This is a genomic window from Polaribacter sargassicola (assembly GCF_021991835.1).
GTDB lineage: Bacteria > Bacteroidota > Bacteroidia > Flavobacteriales > Flavobacteriaceae > Polaribacter > Polaribacter sargassicola.
The window spans coordinates 76,542-93,872 of record NZ_JAHDAU010000002.1 but is presented as its reverse complement, the minus strand read 5'-3'; the positions used below and the strand labels follow the sequence as shown (position 1 = coordinate 93,872).

Sequence of the window (17,331 nt, the reverse complement as noted above, 5' to 3'; positions counted from 1 at the left end):
TAAACATGTAAACTAGATGTTAATTTCCTTAAAAGGTGTTAATTGTTATGTTTAGAGGTGTTTTTTACTCATAAGTCTATAAAATAGTGTTGTTTATATATTTTATGGTTTCTTATGTTGATGCCACTGATATTTTTGCTCGAAAAAGTAAAATGAGGTATTTTATTATTGGAGTTATTAGTATTATTTTTATGGCAGCTTGTGCCACAGATGATACTACATATGAGGTGGGAAATGATTTTGTAGAAAGTGAAATACAAGTTAGGGTTATAGATACATTCTCAATAAAAACAGGTACTTTTAAATTAGACTCTATAATAACGTCTAGTACAAACAGAATTTTGTTAGGAAATGTAGTAAACGATAAAATAGGAACGCTAACTGCAAGTTCTTTTTTACAAGTTAGTTCTAACTCTTTTAGTATTGATAATGAAGCCGTTTACGATTCTATTGTAATGGTGCTTAATTATGATTCTTACTATTTTGGAGATACTTTAAAACAACAAACATACAAGGTACACAGAGTTTTAGAAACTGTAGAGCCAGAAGAAGGAACTAGTTTTTACAACACTTCTGTATTAAGTTACGATGATGAACCTTTAGGTGCAGTTAGTTTTACACCCAGACCTAACAGAGAAACAGATTCTGTTTCTATTAGAATAAATGATGCTTTAGGAAAAGAAATTTTTGATAAAATTGTTGATAATGATATTAACAATTCTGATGATTTTTTACAGTTTTTTAAAGGATTAGCAATTATACCAGATACAACAGAAGGAAATCATATTTTAGGTTTTAATGTATCTACTACAGAAAGCGCAAGTGGTAACTCTAACTTAAGATTGTATTACACAGTTAAAGATGACGATGATGATGAAAACAACGATTATTATAAAGATTTTGTAATAGTTACCGATGCAAAACAATTTAATAAAATTAATCTAGACTCATCAACCTCTCTTTTAGGTAACTTTGAAGACCAAGAAGAAATTAAACTAAGTGAAAGCACCGAAGATTTAATTTTTACACAAGCAGGTTCTGCTGTTTGTGCTAGAATAGAAATACCAGCTATTAAAAAATTATTAGAATTTGCAGAAAACGGAACTACTCTGAGTGCAGAACTAACTTTTGCTCCTTTAAAAGGAAGTTATGATGACGACAATCCATTACCAGAAACAATGTCTGTTTTTGTAGTAGATCATAAAAATAGAATTATTAAGCAACTTACAGATGTAGACGGTGTTGTAAGTAGTGCTATTTTAAATAAAGATGATGATGATGATGAGTTGCAACAAAATACTTTTTATACAATAGATGTAAGTGGCTTTGTTGAAGAAATATTATTTACAGAAGTAAATTTAAATTATGCTTTAATGATTCAATATGATGATTATACTAGCACAGCTAATAATTTAATTATAAATAATGATTTGAGTTCGGATGACAGAGTAAAATTATCAGTTAAATATTTAAATTATTAAAATGCAAAAGAAAATACTAATAATATTACTAGTCGCTTCGGTTAATGTTTTATATGGACAAAACAATACAAATACTCCATATTCTTTATTTGGTTTAGGTGTAGAAAATAAAACGGCTTCTGCAGGTTTAACAGGTATGGGTAATACCGGTATTGCTAATTCTAATCCTTTTGAGATTAATTTATTTAACCCAGCTAGTTTGGGTGGTGTATTACAAGAATCATTTTTATATGAATTTGGTTTAAATGGTATCTCTACAACTTTAGAGTCTAAAGGAACTAGTGAAAGAAGTACAAACGGAAATATATCTCATATTGCAATTGCTTTTCCTATCAGAAAATCTTGGGCTTTTGGTATTGGTATTCTTCCTTATACTAAAACCGGTTATAATATAGATGTAGAAGATGCTATAGAAGGATCTGCCGAAACTTTTTTTACAAGAATATCTGGTGAAGGTGGTTTAAATAAATTTTATATATCGTCTGGTTTTAAGGTGATTAAAGATTTATCTTTAGGGGTAGATGTTTCTTTCTTATTTGGTTCTGTAGATCAACAAAGACAAGTTTTTACAGGCTCTTATGTTTCTATTAGCGATCAAAATAACTATGGAGGTGTCAAATTAAAAACAGGTTTACAATACAAGTTACCAACGTTTAAAACATTACAAACTACTATTGGTGCTACTGTAGAATTGCCTACAACTTTATCGGGTACACAAACAAGAACTTCTTTTAAAACTCTAAGTTCTGGTTCTTCTGCAATTATAGAAAACGAAGAAGAATACGATTTAGATAATTTTGATCTTCCGCTTTCTTACGGAGTTGGAATTACAACTTTAATAGATAAAAAAATTACAACAAGTTTAGATTATAGAAAAGTACTTTGGGATGGTTTAAATGAGCAACAAAAGAATGAAACTTATGTAGACCAAACTATTTATGCTTTTGGTATGGAATATCTTCCGTCAAAAAATAAATTTAAATACTCATCTAACATAAAATATAGATTTGGTTTAAATTACAATACAGGATTCTTAAAAATATCTAATCAAAAAATAGATAGCTACTTTGTTTCTGCTGGTTTAGGTTTGCCGTTAAAAAGAAACAGTAGAGATTATGTAAATATTTCTTATTCATATGGAGTAGAAGGTACTTTAGAAAAGAATTTAATTCAAGAAAATTTTCATAAGATTACTGTAAACTTAAACTTTATAGGTAACTGGTTTAGACAAAGAGAAATAGATTAATTAAGTTTCTTATTGTTATAGGTTTGTAATCTTATACTTACTTTTGTATAAAATATTTTTCTTTGGATAATCAACAAACCATAAATCTTAATAAATACATAAGTTCTTCTGGTATTTGCTCGCGTAGAGAGGCAGAAAGATTTATTAATGAAGGTCGTGTTACAATTAACAATAAGCCTACTCAATTAGGAAATAGAGTAGGTAAAAAAGATGTTGTTAAGCTAGACGGACGAGTTGTAAAACCGAAAGCAACAACGCTTTATATAGCCCTAAATAAGCCTGTAGGTATTGTTTCTACAACAGACAGTAGAGAGCCTAATAATATTGTAAAACATATTAACTATCCAGAAAGATTATTTCCTATAGGGCGTTTAGATAAACCCTCTGAAGGATTAATTTTTTTAACAAATGATGGTGATATTGTAAATAAAATTTTACGTGCAGGCAATAATCACGAAAAAGAGTATTTTGTTTCTGTAAATAAATCGATAACAGAAGACTTTATAAGAAAAATGGGAAATGGAATTCCTATTTTAGGTACTATCACCAAAAATTGTTTTGTAGAAAAAATAAGCGACAAGGTTTTTAAAATTATATTAACACAAGGCTTAAATAGACAAATTCGTAGAATGTGCGAATATTTAGATTACGAAGTAACTAAATTAAAACGTACTCGAATAATGAATGTAGAATTAGGTTATCTGCAAACAGGAGATTGGCGAGAGCTTACCCAAGAAGAAATGAAAGAAATTAATAAAATGATTTCTACTTCATCAAAAACAGAAGAAGCATCTGTAATAAAAGAAAAACCTAAGGTACAAAAACCGAAAAGAAAACAAGCGCCAACAAAAAATGACTTTAATAAAAAAAGTGCTTCTTTTAGAAAATCATCTCCAAAAAACAAGAGAAAAAACAATAGTTTTTCATCAAAAAAGAAAAGAAGATAAAGTTTAAACCCTTTGTTTTTAAAATTAAAAAGATGTAAATTTTCTAATACTTTACAGTAAAAAACGATTTACGATTTTAATTTTTAATTAAGAATCTTATTCTTAAACAATTCTTAAATAATACTATCTTTGCCAGCAATAAATATAGTTTATTTAAGAGACTTTAAATAAATTATAAAGAACTTAATGTTTATATAAGTTCTTACATTTTGTAATTAATTTTAATTACAAAAATCATCAAAATTTATACGATTGAAATTCGATTTAAAAATAACAGACACAAAAAGTAAGGCAAGAGCAGGAGTTATAACAACTGATCATGGAGAAATAGAAACACCTATTTTTATGCCTGTAGGAACTGTAGGAACTGTAAAAGGAGTCCATCAAACAGAACTAAAAAACGAAATTAATCCTGATATTATTTTGGGTAATACCTATCATTTATACTTACGTCCTGGTTTAGATATTTTAGAAAAAGCAGGTGGTTTACATAAGTTTATGAATTGGGATCGTAATATTCTTACAGATTCTGGTGGATATCAAGTATATTCTTTATCTGGAAGAAGAAAAATTAATGAAGAAGGAGTAAAGTTTAAAAGTCATATAGATGGTTCTATGCATTTTTTTACGCCAGAAAATGTAATGGAAACTCAACGTACAATTGGGGCAGATATTATTATGGCTTTTGATGAATGTACACCTTACCCTTGTGAGTACAATTATGCTAAAAGATCTATGCATATGACGCATAGATGGTTAGATAGATGTATAAATCACTTAGATAAATTACCTTATAAGTATGGGTTTGAGCAAACGTTTATGCCAATTGTACAAGGCAGTACTTATAAAGATTTACGTAGACAATCTGCAGAATATATAGCCAATTCTGGACAACAAGCAAATGCAATTGGAGGACTTTCTGTTGGTGAGCCAGCAGAAGAAATGTATGCAATGACAGAAGTTGTAACAGAAATTTTGCCAGAAGACAAACCTCGTTATTTAATGGGTGTTGGTACACCAATTAATATTTTAGAAAATATTGCTTTAGGTATAGACATGTTTGATTGTGTAATGCCTACAAGAAATGCCAGAAACGGAATGTTATTTACTGCTTTTGGTTCTATTAATATTAAAAATAAAAAGTGGGCAGAAGATTTTTCTCCAATAGATGATATGGGAATTACTTGGGTAGATACTATGTATTCTAAAGCATATTTACGCCACCTTTTTGCTTCTAATGAAATGTTAGGTAAACAAATTGCATCGATTCATAATTTAGGATTTTATGTTTGGTTAACTCGTGAGGCAAGAAAACATATTTTAGCAGGAGATTTTAGAGAATGGAAAGATAAAATGGTTAAACAAATGGATAATCGTTTGTAAAACATATTTAAACAGAACTTTTGAAAATAATTGATTGGTACATATTAAAACGATTTTTGGTAACTTTTTTGTTTACCTTATTAATTTTAATACCTATAGCTATAGCTATTGATATAGCAGAAAAAATAGATAACTTTTTAGAGCATACAGAGTTAACTTTTTATCAGGTTGTAGATGAGTATTATATAAATTTTATAATTTATTATGCCAATACATTTATGCCTTTGGCGCTATTTATAGCTGTTATTTTCTTTACATCAAAGTTGTCTAATAATACCGAAATTATAGCCATTACAAACGCTAAAATTTCATTTACTAGATTTTTATATCCCTATTTTATAGGAGCTACATTAATTACTATTATATCGCTTTTAATGAATCATTTTGTAGTACCAAACAGTAGTACAGAAAGAAAAAAGTTTGAAAGAGAATATGTGAATAGCAGTAGACAAAAAAATGAATTAAAGTATGTAAAAGAGTTTAGTCTTCAATTAACTGATAGTACTTATATTTTTATAAGAAATTATAATACACAGTCCAATTCTGGATATGATTTTACTTCAGAGGTTTATGATGGTCTAAAGTTAAAGTCTAAATTAATGGCTACTAGATTCAGTTATAATACAAAAGATTCTACTTTTATTTTAAGTAATTGGAGAAAGCGTATTATTTATGATGATAGAGATAGCATTTTTTCAGGTAAAAAAATAGATACAGTTTTTAATTTTACACCTAAAGATTTAATATATAAATCGGCATTATCACAAGAAATGCCTTCTGATGAGTTACTTGATTTTATAGAAATTTCTAAAAATAGAGGTGTTAAAAATTTAAATGCATACTTAGTAGAGCTTCATAAAAGAACAAGTATGCCTATTGCTTCTTATATTTTAACAATAATAGCTGTTGCCTTAGCTTTTAGAAAAAGAAGAGGAGGGACAGGAGTTAATTTAGCAATGGGTATTGGTATTATGTTTTTGTATGTATTTTTAATGAAAATAGCAGAAGTACTAGGCGGTGTTGCCGGAGTTAACTCTCTAATATATGTTTGGATACCGAATATTATTTTTGGTATTCTTGCTCTCTATTTATACTTAAATGCAAGAAAATAAATTAAATAACTATTTATTACTTCATTTAATTGTATTTATTTGGGGTTTTACAGCTATTTTAGGAGCCTTAATAAGTATAGATTCTGTACCGTTAGTTTGGTACAGAATGTTATTAGCAGTGCTATTTATTTTAGTTTACTTTATTTTTAAAAAAGAGTCTTTTAAAGTTGATGCTAAAGGATTAATAAGGTTTTTTATTACAGGTGTTATTATAGCTTTGCATTGGGTTTTCTTTTTTAAAGCTATAAAAGTTTCTAATGTATCGGTTGCTTTGGTAACAATGAGTACCGGAGCTTTTTTTACAGCGTTAATAGAACCTGTTTTTTTTAAAAGAAAAATTAATCCATTAGAAATAATACTCGGTTTTGTTGTAATTTTTGGCTTGTACATTATTTTTAATTTTGAAAGCCAATATAAATTAGGCATTTTTTATGCCCTTATTTCTTCTTTTTTAAGCGCTCTATTTTCTGTGCTTAACGGGCTTTTTGTTAAAAATTATTCAGCAAATAAAATATCATTATATCAATTATTTTTTGGAGTACTCTTTATAACGGTTTATTTTATTTTTACAAATAAATTTACTGCCTCTTTTTTCTTGTTATCATTTTCAGATTGGATTTACTTACTTATTCTAAGCAGTGTTTGTACTGCTTATGCTTTTGTGGTATCTGTTAAAATAATGAAACATTTATCGCCATTTACTATAATGCTAACAGTTAATTTAGAGCCGATTTATGCAATTATTTTAGCTTTATTTATATTTGGAGATAAAGAAAAAATGACTCCAATCTTTTATTTAGGAGCATTTATAGTGTTATTTGTAGTATTACTAAATGGTGTAATTAAAAATAAAACAGCTCTAAAAAGCCTATTTAGAAGAAAAACTATCGTAAAAAAGTAACTTCTTTAAAAAAAAACAATTAATTTATAGTATGTTTGCTTTTACAAAGAACTAAACTCAATAAACTACAATATGGAATATTTAGATTTTGAAATGCCAATAAAAGAGCTTTTAGATCAATTAGATAAATGCCAGATTATTGGAAAAGAAAGTGATGTAGATGTAAGTGCTACTTGCAAAAAAATTGAAAAGAAATTAGAAAAATCTAGAAAAGATATTTATAAGAATTTAACGCCTTGGCAAAGAGTTCAATTATCTAGACATCCAAACAGACCTTATACATTAGATTACATTAAAGCTATTTGTGGAGATACTTTTATGGAGCTTCATGGAGATAGAAATGTAAAAGATGATAAAGCAATGATTGGTGGTTTAGGTAAAATTGGTGATCAATCTTTTATGTTTATTGGCCAACAAAAAGGCTACAATACAAAAACTCGTCAGTACAGAAATTTTGGAATGGCAAATCCAGAAGGGTATAGAAAAGCTTTGCGTTTAATGAAAATGGCAGAAAAATTTGGTATACCTGTTGTAACTTTTGTTGATACACCTGGTGCTTACCCTGGTTTAGAAGCTGAAGAAAGAGGACAAGGAGAGGCAATTGCTAGAAATATTCTAGAAATGACACGTTTAAAAACACCTATTATAACAATTATTATTGGTGAAGGAGCTTCTGGTGGTGCTGTAGGTATTGGTGTAGGAGATAAAGTGTATATGATGGAAAATACTTGGTATACAGTTATTTCTCCAGAATCTTGTTCTTCTATTTTATGGAGAAGCTGGGATTATAAAGAACAAGCGGCAGAAGCTTTAAAATTAACTGGAAACGATATGAAAAAGTTGAAGTTAATTGATGGTATAATTCAAGAACCAGTTGGTGGTGCACATTCTGATAGAGAAGGAGCTTTTAAATCTGTACAAGAACAAATTATTACTGCTTTCTCTGAGTTAAAAGATTTAACAAAAGAAGAATTAGTTTCTAATAGAATGGATAAATATTGTGAAATGGGAGTTTACAAAGAATAAACTTATTTACGATATTCCTTATATAAAAAAAGAAGAAGCATTTTGCTTCTTCTTTTTTTGTATGTAATTTTATAAAAAAGTCATGTAATTAAAACTTACTTTTAACTTTTATAAATTAGGAATTACTAATTCTTGACCAACTTTTATAAGATCAGGATTTGATAAAATATCTGTATTTGCTTCAAAAATTGCATTGTATTTTGATGCATTACCATAATATTTTTTTGCTATTTTACCTAGAGTTTCTCCACTAACTACTGTATGATTTGCGTAAATAGAAGTATCAGCTACTTTAATATCAGCTTTAATATCTGCAGGTTCATCTCCTCCTATTTCTTTAATTTTATCCCAAATAAGGTTTTTTTCATATTGAGTATTTGCTGTACCACTTACATATAAAATACCATTTTCTTCTTTTACATCTCCATTTTGTATTGCTAATTCCTCACCTAAATCTAGTACACTTTGATATTTTGCTTTCATTCTAATTTTTATTTTTGTTGTTAATTATTTAAAGATACAAAAAAACCGAAGCAATTAGCTTCGGTTTTCGATAAATGTATTGTTTCTATAGTTAAGATTCCTAGTATAATACTGGGAGTAGGTAAACTATTTTTTATAGGTGAATTACTTCATCATAAGCATCAGCAACAGCTTCCATAACCGCTTCACTCATTGTAGGGTGTGGATGTATCGCTTTTAATACTTCGTGTCCTGTAGTTTCTAATTTACGTCCTAAAACAGCTTCTGCAATCATATCTGTAACACCAGCACCAATCATATGGCAACCTAACCACTCACCGTATTTTGCATCAAAAATTACTTTTACAAAACCATCAGGTGTTCCTGCAGCTTTTGCTTTACCAGAAGCAGAAAAAGGGAATTTACCAATCTTTAATTCGTAACCAGCTTCTTTAGCTTTAGCTTCTGTTAAACCAACAGAGGCAATTTCTGGAGTTGCGTATGTACAACCAGGTACATTACCGTAATCAATTTTTTCTGTATGTAAACCAGCTAATTTTTCTACACAAGTAATTCCTTCTGCAGAAGCAACGTGTGCCAAAGCTTGTCCTGGTACAACATCACCAATAGCATAATAACCAGGTATGTTAGTTTGGTAAAAATCGTTTACTAAGATTTTATCTCTATCAACAATAATACCTACATCTTCTAAACCAATGTTTTCTATGTTAGATTTAATACCAACAGCAGAAAGTAAAATGTCAGCTTTTAAAGTTTCCTCTCCTTTTTTAGTTTTTACAGTAGCAACTACACCTTCACCAGAAGTATCAACAGACTCTACAGAAGAGTTTGTCATTACTTTAATTCCAGATTTTTTTACAGAACGCTCAAATTGTTTAGAGATATCAATATCTTCTACAGGTACTAAATTTGGCATATACTCAACAATAGTAACTTCTGTTCCCATAGAGTTGTAAAAATGAGCAAACTCTACACCAATTGCTCCAGAACCTACAACAATCATAGATTTTGGTTGCGTTGGTAAGCTCATTGCTTGTCTGTAACCAATTACTTTTTTACCATCTTGTGGTAAGTTTGGTAATTCTCTAGAACGAGCACCTGTTGCAATAATAATATTATCTGCACTATATTCTGTTACTGTACCATCAGCAGCAGTAACATCAACTTTTTTACCAGTTTTAATTTTTCCAAAACCGTCAATAATATCGATTTTGTTTTTTTTCATTAAGAAAGCAACACCTTTACTCATACCTTCTGCAACACCACGACTTCTTTTAATAACGGCATCAAAATCCTTATCAATAGCTTCCGCTTTTAAACCATATTCATCAACATGTTTTAGGTAATCGTAAACTTGTGCAGATTTTAATAATGCTTTTGTAGGTATACATCCCCAGTTTAAGCAAATTCCACCTAAGTTTTCTTTTTCTACAATGGCAACTTTAAAGCCTAATTGAGAAGCTCTAATACCTGTTACATATCCTCCAGGTCCACTTCCAATAATAATGATGTCGTATTTCATAATTGTATATTTAACTTTATCTGTTTGTTTTAATTTTTGGGTGTTTTTAATGGGCTTTTTGTTCTATCTTTTTTTTATTGTAAAGTAGTATTTTAAAAGGTGCCACTGCCATATCTAACGAATGCTAATTTACTAACTTTTACGCTTATAAGCAATGCAATTTTAACTAATTTACATTCTCTCTGGAACCTGAATTCCTAGTAGTAAGAATGCCGATTTTATAGTATCTGCAACTTTTTTTGCCAATTGAACTCTAAACACTTTTTTGTTTTGATCTTCTTCTCCTAAAATAGATACATTTTGATAAAAAGAATTAAATTCTTTTACCAAATCGTATGTGTAATTTGCAATAATTGCTGGCGAATAGTTAGCCGCTGCTTGTTGCACTGTTTCAGGATATAATTCTAATTGTTTTAGTAATTCTTTTTCTTTTTCATGTAATTCAATAGTTACAGGTTGCGAGTAATCAAAATCTGCTTTTCTAATGATAGATTGAATTCTAGCATATGTATATTGAATAAATGGCCCAGTATTTCCTTGAAAATCTACAGAAGATTTTGGGTCGAATAAAATTCTCTTTTTAGGGTCTACTTTTAAAATAAAATATTTTAACGCACCTAAACCAATTGTTTTATATAATTCTTCTTTTTCTTCATTAGAATAACCATCTAGTTTTCCTAATTCTTCAGAAATAGTTCTGGCAGTATCTGTCATTTCTACCATTAAATCATCTGCATCTACAACAGTACCTTCTCTAGATTTCATTTTACCAGAAGGTAAATCTACCATTCCGTAACTTAAATGATGTAATTGTTTTGCCCAATCGAATCCTAATTTCTTTAAAATTAAGAACAATACTTGAAAGTGATAATCTTGCTCGTTACCAACGGTATAAACCATTCCGCCAACATCTGTATAATCTTTTACACGTTGTATAGCAGTACCAATATCTTGAGTCATGTAAACAGCTGTCCCGTCTGAACGCAATACAATTTTTTCGTCTAAACCATCTTCCGTTAAATCGCACCAAACAGAACCGTCTTCTTTTTTGTAGAAAACACCTTTTTCTAAACCTTGTGCAACCACATCTTTACCTAAAAGATACGTATTACTTTCATAATATAAATTATCAAAATTAACGCCCATATTTTTGTAGGTAACATCAAAACCTGCATAAACCCAAGAGTTCATTGTTTTCCAAAGAGCAACCACATCTTTATCACCAGCTTCCCATTTTAAAAGCATTTGTTGAGCTTCAACAAATAATGGAGCTTCTTTTTTAGCCTCTTCTTCGGTTTTTCCTTCGGATATTAATTGCGCAATTTCTTTTTTATATTCTTGATCAAATTTCACATAATAATTACCAACTAATTTATCACCTTTTAAACCTGTAGACTCTGGAGTTTCTCCGTTACCGAATTTTTTCCAAGCTAGCATAGATTTACAAATATGGATACCTCTGTCGTTAATAATTTGTGTTTTATAAACTTTTTTACCTGCAGCTTTAATAATCTCTGCTACAGAATATCCTAATAAATTATTACGAACATGCCCTAAATGTAAAGGTTTGTTTGTGTTTGGTGAAGAATATTCTACCATTATCGCTTTTTCATCCGCCTTTGGCGATACAAAACCATAAGATGTATTAGAGTAAATAGTATTAAAGAAATTAGTGTAAAAAGAATCGTCTACAACTAAATTTAAAAACCCTTTTACAACATTATAGTTGGTGATTTCTGCAACATTTTCTACAACATATTTTCCTAAATCTTCGCCAATAGCAACAGGATTTCCTTTTTTATACCTTAACAAAGGAAAAACAACTACGGTAATATCTCCTTCAAATTCTTTTCTAGTTGCCTGAAATTCTACTGATGGAATTTCTATATTGTACAGTGTAAAAAAACCTTCTTTTACTTTGGTTTCTATAATGTTTTGAATGCTCATTTAGTATTGAAAATTGAATTGCGAATTTACATATTTTTATTTGTTTTTTAGAATGATTTTTGGTTTAGAATAATTGTACTTTTGCACTATGGAAAAACGTTTACAACAACTCCCAAAATTAGCAGAAGAAGCTAAAAAAGAAAATCTAAAATATTTTGCCAATCTAAAGAGAAGAACTCCCAAAAATTTAGATTATGTAATGCAAGAATTACATGATAAAGAGTTTAAAAAAACAGACTGTTTAGATTGTGGTAATTGCTGTAAAACAACAAGTCCTATTTTTACAGATAAGGATATAGAACGTATTTCTAAACATTTAAAAATGAAAGCTGTTGCCTTTACAGATCAATATCTAGAAAGAGATGAAGATGATTTTATGGTTTTAAAAACAGCACCATGTTCTTTTTTAGATGAAAGTGATAATACTTGTTTTATTTATGATGTTAGGCCAAAAGCATGTGCAGAATATCCTCATACAAATAGAAAGAAATTTATTGGTATTACAGATTTAACAGTTGTAAATACTTCTATTTGTCCTGCTACATTTAATATTGTAGAAGCCTTAAAAAAGGCTTTACCTTTAGAGTCTAATAAAAAAGTAAGAAGAAAATAATATTTTACTTATTGTGTTGTGTTAGCAACAACAGCTATACATTTAACGTTACCAATTAGGTTAAAGAAACAAGAATTAATACGTACTTTTACAAAGGTTAAAATTTATCATCAATTTGAATTACGAGTTATTTATTGCAAAACGCATTATTGCAGGCAAAAAGTATAAGAATAGTATTTCGTCACCAATAATAAAAATTGCAATTAGTGCAATTGCATTAGGTGTTATTATTATGCTTATCGCTGTGGCAACAGGTAGAGGCTTGCAATATAAAATTAGAGATAAAATGGCCGGTTTTAAGGGACATATTCAAATTGTGAATTACGATTCTAATAATTCTGATGTTTCTACAGTTGCTATAAAAAAAGACCAAGATTTTTATCCTAATTTTAAAGATATAGAGGGCATTAAAAATGTACAAATATTTGCAAGTAAAGGAGGTATTTTAAGAACAGAAACAGATTTTGAAGGTATTGTTTTTAAAGGAGTTTCTACAGATTATGATTGGTCTTTTTTCAAAGAATATCTGGTAGAAGGTAGAGTGCCAAATTTTGAGTTATCAAGAACCAAAGAAGTTTTATTATCTCAAACGATTGTAAATCGGCTACACCTAAAGTTGGGAGATACTATTTTGTCAACCTTTGTAAAAACAGCAACAAGTAAGTTGCCGTCTAATAGAAAATATACAATTGTAGGTATTTATAACTCTGGTTTTGCTCAGTTTGATAAAATGATGATGATTGGTGATATTAGAGAAATACAAAATTTAAATAAATGGACAGAAAATGAAATTGGTGGTTTTGAAGTTCTCTTAGAAAGTTTTGACGATATTGAAATAAAAGGACAAGAAATTTATGGAGATATAGGTGCTACTTTAAACACAAAAACTATTGTTGATAGTTACCCTTCTGTTTTTGAATGGATACAACTTTTTGATAATAATGTCTGGTTTATTATTGCTATTATGATTCTTGTAGCAGGTATTAATATGATTACTGCTTTACTAGTTTTAATATTAGAAAGAGTACAAATGATTGGTATTTTAAAAGCCTTAGGTAGTACAAATACAAGTATTAGAAAAATATTTTTGTACAATGCTTCTTATCTTATATTAAAAGGACTTTTCTGGGGTAATATTATAGGATTGTCTATTATTTTTATTCAATATTTATTTAAGATAATTACTTTAAATCCTGAAACCTATTACGTAAATACAATGCCTGTTTATATTTCTTTATATCAGATTTTATTATTGAATTTAGGTACATTAATTATGTGTTTTTTAATGTTGATTATACCTTCTTATATCATTACCAAAATACATCCATCTAAGTCTATTAAGTTTGCTTAATGTTTATCAATTTTAATTAATTTGGTTTTACGATAGTTGGTAAAACTTTTGATTAACTTGTTTTAGTTAGCTTTTATATTCTCGATTAAATAGAGCAATAGAAGGGTGTTTTGCCTGTTTATTGTTTTAAAAATTTAGCGACTTTTAGTCGTACAAAATCCGATTAAAATAGGTGTAATTATCAGTGAAAAATAAATTTTAATAAAGTCTTAACAGTTGATTTTGATCTTTTTAGGTAAATATTGTTAAGCAGTTTAATAAAGGATGATTTTATATATATAAAGCTATTATAAAATAAATTATAAGATGATTAAGTAGGTAAAACCATTCGTCTAAGATTTTTGTTATTTCACCGAAATAAATATTACTGATAAGCGAAAGTAAAATTTTACATCTTATTTAAATCGTTTCTTTGTATAGGATTTATATGATATTTGTTTCAAATACAATTAAATCACAAAGTTATTTATCTCGGGTTTATAAATAAAGAGTAAATAACGTTTCATTTTAATAGTTTAAAGAATTAAGAATTTTTATAAGTTGGGGGACTTGTAAGATTTAGTACTAAATCGGTTAAAAATATAATTTTAGCCGATTTTGTTTTTTTTAAAAATATTACTTCATAAAAAACATAGATGATATTTGTAATTATCACATTTAAAAGTGGGATATTTTACCATATTCAAATTAATTAAAAGAGGCTTTTTTTTAACAAAATTATCTTTTAATTCTTTAGTATATTTAGGCAATTCAATTCAAATATTTATTATGAAATACCTAAAATTACTGTTACTTCTAGTAGTTGTTACTTCTTGTAAAAAAGAAGAAAAAAAACAAGAAGAAGATTTTTTATCTAAAGCAAAATCAATTCATAAAAGAGTGATGACTTTAGATACCCACGTAGATATTAACGTATCTAACTTTACAGATTCAATTAATTACACTCAAAAATTAACAAATCAAGTTAATCTTCCTAATATGGAAGAAGGAGGGTTAGATGTTGCATATTTTATTGTTTACACAGGACAAGGTGAGTTAAATGAAGAAGGATATGCAAAAGCTTATGAAAATGCAATGAGTAAATTTAATGCAATACATAAACTTACAGAAGAAATTGCCCCAGAAAGAATTGGTTTGGCTACAACATCTGCAGAAGCAAGAGAAATTTATGCATCTGGTAAAAAAGTAGCTATGATTGGTGTAGAAAACGGATATCCTATTGGTAAAGATATTTCTAGAGTAAAGCAATTTTACGATTTAGGAGCAAGATATATGAGTCTTTCTCATAATGGACATAGCCAATTATGTGATTCTAATACTGGAGAAAAAGATAGTATTTGGTTGCATAACGGAGTTAGCGATTTGGGGAAAGAAGTGATTAAAGAAATGAATAAATGGGGAATTATGATTGATGTTTCACATCCTTCTAAAAAATCTATGCAAGATATGATTGCGCTTTCTAAAGCACCAATTATTGCGTCTCATTCTTCTGCTAGAGCTTTGTGTGATCATAGTAGAAATTTAGATGATGAACAATTAGGTTGGTTAAAAGAAAACGGAGGAGTTGTACAAACAGTTGCTTTTAGTTCTTATGTAAACACAGAAAAAGATGCAAAGTATAAAGAAGAACTAATAAAAGTGATTGAAACTTTGGCAGAAGAGCAAGGTTTAACTTTAACACCAAGAAGAGAAATAAGAAAGCTTAAAGGAAAAGAACGTGAAAAAGCTATTGATATTTATATGAAATTATCTGCAGAAGCTAAAAGTAAAATGGGAGATACAGAAGTGTCACCTGTAGATGTTGCCGATTTTGTAGATCATATAGATTATTTAGTTGAAAAAATAGGAATTGATCATGTAGGTATTAGTTCTGATTTTGACGGTGGTGGTGGAGTAGAAGGATGGAATGATGCTTCTGAAACATTAAACGTAACTGTAGAATTAGTAAAAAGAGGTTATACAGAAGCGCAAATAGAACAACTTTGGAATGGTAATTTATTACGTGTTTTAGATGAGGTTGCAGAAGTTGCTAAAGAAATACAAGCAGAAGAAAAAGCTTAAGCTTAGTAGAAAATATTATAAAAACAAAAACCATCTTTTTTAAAGATGGTTTTTTAATTCAATTAATTCAAATAATTTACACAATGAAAACAGTTTACAAAGTTGTTTTCAAACACTTTTTGTAACATAATTACATTGCAAAATTAATCAAATATTTAATATTTACAGCATAAAATTGGTTTTTAGTTTTTATTTAACAAAAAAAACGACTCCAAATGAGGAATCGTTAATTTTTTGTAAAATGAAACTTAATTTAAAGTTAATTAGCGTGCTTGTGTGCTTTGTAAGAAGAACGCACTAAAGCACCACTTTCTACATACATAAAGCCCATTTCTAAACCAATAGTCTCGTATTTTTTAAATTGTTCTGGAGTAATAAATTCTTTTACAGGTAAATTCTTTTTAGAAGGCTGTAGGTATTGGCCAATAGTAATAATATCTAATCCAACTTCTCTTAAGTCTTTCATAGTTTGTATAACTTCTTCTTCCTTTTCACCTAAACCAAGCATTAAACCACTTTTAGTTCGCATACCGTTTTCTTTTAAGTATTTTAAAACACCTAAACTTCTTTGATATTTAGCTTGTATACGTACCTCTCTTGTTAACCTAGCAACAGTTTCCATATTATGAGAAACCACCTCTGGATGTACTTCTATAATTCTATCTATTTGCTTAGTGTTTCCTTGAAAGTCTGGTATTAAAGTTTCTAAAGTTGTATTTGGGTTTGCTCTACGAATAGCTTCTACAGTTTCTGCCCAAATAATAGAACCACCATCTTTTAAGTCGTCTCTATCTACAGATGTAATTACTGCATGTTTAATATTCATAAGTTTTATAGAACGGGCAACTTTTTCTGGTTCATCCCATTCTACGGTATCTGGTCTTCCTGTTTTTACTCCACAAAAACCACAAGAACGCGTACAAATATTACCAAGAATCATAAAAGTAGCAGTTCCTTCTCCCCAACATTCACCCATATTAGGGCAACTACCACTTGTACAAATAGTGTTTAATTTATATTTATCTACTAAGGTTCTTAATTCTGTATATTTTTTACCAACAGGTAGTTTTACACGTAGCCATTTTGGTTTTTTTTGTTTTTCTGGAAGTACTACAGATTCTATCGCCATATTAATGTAAATTTAAATACAAATATACAAAGGAAAATATAAAAATGTAGAGTTATAAAGGGAAGTAATTTGTGTACGGTTAGTTGCGTGGTTTAAGCACTAAAGTTAACAAATAAATCACAGATAGAA

General features: G+C 28.8%; 14 protein-coding genes. 10 read left to right on the top strand and 4 right to left on the bottom strand.

Annotated elements, in window-relative coordinates; all coding sequences use genetic code 11:
* Positions 1-152: 152 nt before the first annotated feature.
* The 7 genes from KI686_RS03725 (at position 153) to KI686_RS03695 (ending at position 8,096) form a co-directional block, all read left to right on the top strand.
* Positions 153-1,481, top strand: coding sequence for a DUF4270 family protein (locus KI686_RS03725; protein WP_237587930.1), 1,329 nt, complete (start codon positions 153-155; stop codon positions 1,479-1,481).
* A gap of 1 nt (position 1,482) precedes the next feature.
* The gene (gene bamG, locus KI686_RS03720; RefSeq protein ID WP_237587929.1) at positions 1,483-2,727 is read left to right on the top strand and encodes a BamG family beta-barrel-assembly machinery protein; all 1,245 of its coding nucleotides are present in this window, start codon (positions 1,483-1,485) and stop codon (positions 2,725-2,727) included.
* Positions 2,728-2,789: 62 nt separating this feature from the next.
* A complete protein-coding gene (gene rluF, locus KI686_RS03715) occupies positions 2,790-3,674 on the top strand; it encodes a 23S rRNA pseudouridine(2604) synthase RluF (protein WP_237587928.1) in 885 nt (294 codons plus the stop codon).
* A 252-nt stretch (positions 3,675-3,926) separates the two neighbouring features.
* A complete protein-coding gene (gene tgt / locus KI686_RS03710) occupies positions 3,927-5,057 on the top strand; it encodes a tRNA guanosine(34) transglycosylase Tgt (RefSeq protein WP_237587927.1) in 1,131 nt (376 codons plus the stop codon).
* A gap of 20 nt (positions 5,058-5,077) precedes the next feature.
* Positions 5,078-6,169: an LptF/LptG family permease gene (locus KI686_RS03705; protein WP_237587926.1), complete on the top strand. Its 1,092-nt coding sequence runs from the start codon at positions 5,078-5,080 to the stop codon at positions 6,167-6,169.
* Entirely contained in the window at positions 6,156-7,070 is a 915-nt protein-coding gene (locus tag KI686_RS03700) for a DMT family transporter (protein WP_237587925.1), read from the top strand. The genes KI686_RS03705 and KI686_RS03700 overlap by 14 nt, the downstream gene beginning before the upstream one ends.
* Positions 7,071-7,142: 72 nt before the next feature.
* Positions 7,143-8,096 (top strand): acetyl-CoA carboxylase carboxyltransferase subunit alpha, encoded by a 954-nt coding sequence (locus tag KI686_RS03695; protein WP_237587924.1) that lies wholly within the window; start codon positions 7,143-7,145, stop codon positions 8,094-8,096.
* A 108-nt stretch (positions 8,097-8,204) separates the two neighbouring features.
* On the opposite strand, the gene KI686_RS03690 is transcribed toward KI686_RS03695, so the two are convergent.
* The 3 genes from KI686_RS03690 to argS form a co-directional block, all read right to left on the bottom strand.
* On the bottom strand, positions 8,205-8,579 hold the full coding sequence (locus KI686_RS03690) for a LysM peptidoglycan-binding domain-containing protein (RefSeq protein ID WP_237587923.1): 375 nt from the start codon (positions 8,577-8,579) through the stop codon (positions 8,205-8,207).
* Between the two features lie 133 nt (positions 8,580-8,712).
* The gene (gene lpdA, locus KI686_RS03685; RefSeq protein ID WP_237587922.1) at positions 8,713-10,101 is read right to left on the bottom strand and encodes a dihydrolipoyl dehydrogenase; all 1,389 of its coding nucleotides are present in this window, start codon (positions 10,099-10,101) and stop codon (positions 8,713-8,715) included.
* A 171-nt stretch (positions 10,102-10,272) separates the two neighbouring features.
* Positions 10,273-12,048: an arginine--tRNA ligase gene (argS, locus tag KI686_RS03680; protein WP_237587921.1), complete on the bottom strand. Its 1,776-nt coding sequence runs from the start codon at positions 12,046-12,048 to the stop codon at positions 10,273-10,275.
* 88 nt (positions 12,049-12,136) lie between these two features.
* On the opposite strand from argS, the gene KI686_RS03675 reads away from it, so the two are divergent.
* From KI686_RS03675 to KI686_RS03665, 3 genes are all read left to right on the top strand, one after another.
* Positions 12,137-12,661 (top strand): YkgJ family cysteine cluster protein, encoded by a 525-nt coding sequence (locus KI686_RS03675; protein WP_237587920.1) that lies wholly within the window; start codon positions 12,137-12,139, stop codon positions 12,659-12,661.
* Positions 12,662-12,776: 115 nt separating this feature from the next.
* A complete protein-coding gene (locus KI686_RS03670) occupies positions 12,777-14,012 on the top strand; it encodes an ABC transporter permease (RefSeq protein ID WP_237587919.1) in 1,236 nt (411 codons plus the stop codon).
* 768 nt (positions 14,013-14,780) lie between these two features.
* Positions 14,781-16,073, top strand: a complete 1,293-nt coding sequence (locus KI686_RS03665) for a dipeptidase (protein WP_237587918.1) — start codon at positions 14,781-14,783, stop codon at positions 16,071-16,073.
* A 259-nt stretch (positions 16,074-16,332) separates the two neighbouring features.
* On the opposite strand, the gene lipA is transcribed toward KI686_RS03665, so the two are convergent.
* Positions 16,333-17,202 carry a lipoyl synthase gene (gene lipA / locus KI686_RS03660; protein WP_237587917.1) on the bottom strand — a complete coding sequence of 290 codons (870 nt, stop codon included), beginning with the start codon at positions 17,200-17,202 and terminating at the stop codon, positions 16,333-16,335.
* Between the last annotated feature and the right edge of the window lie 129 nt (positions 17,203-17,331).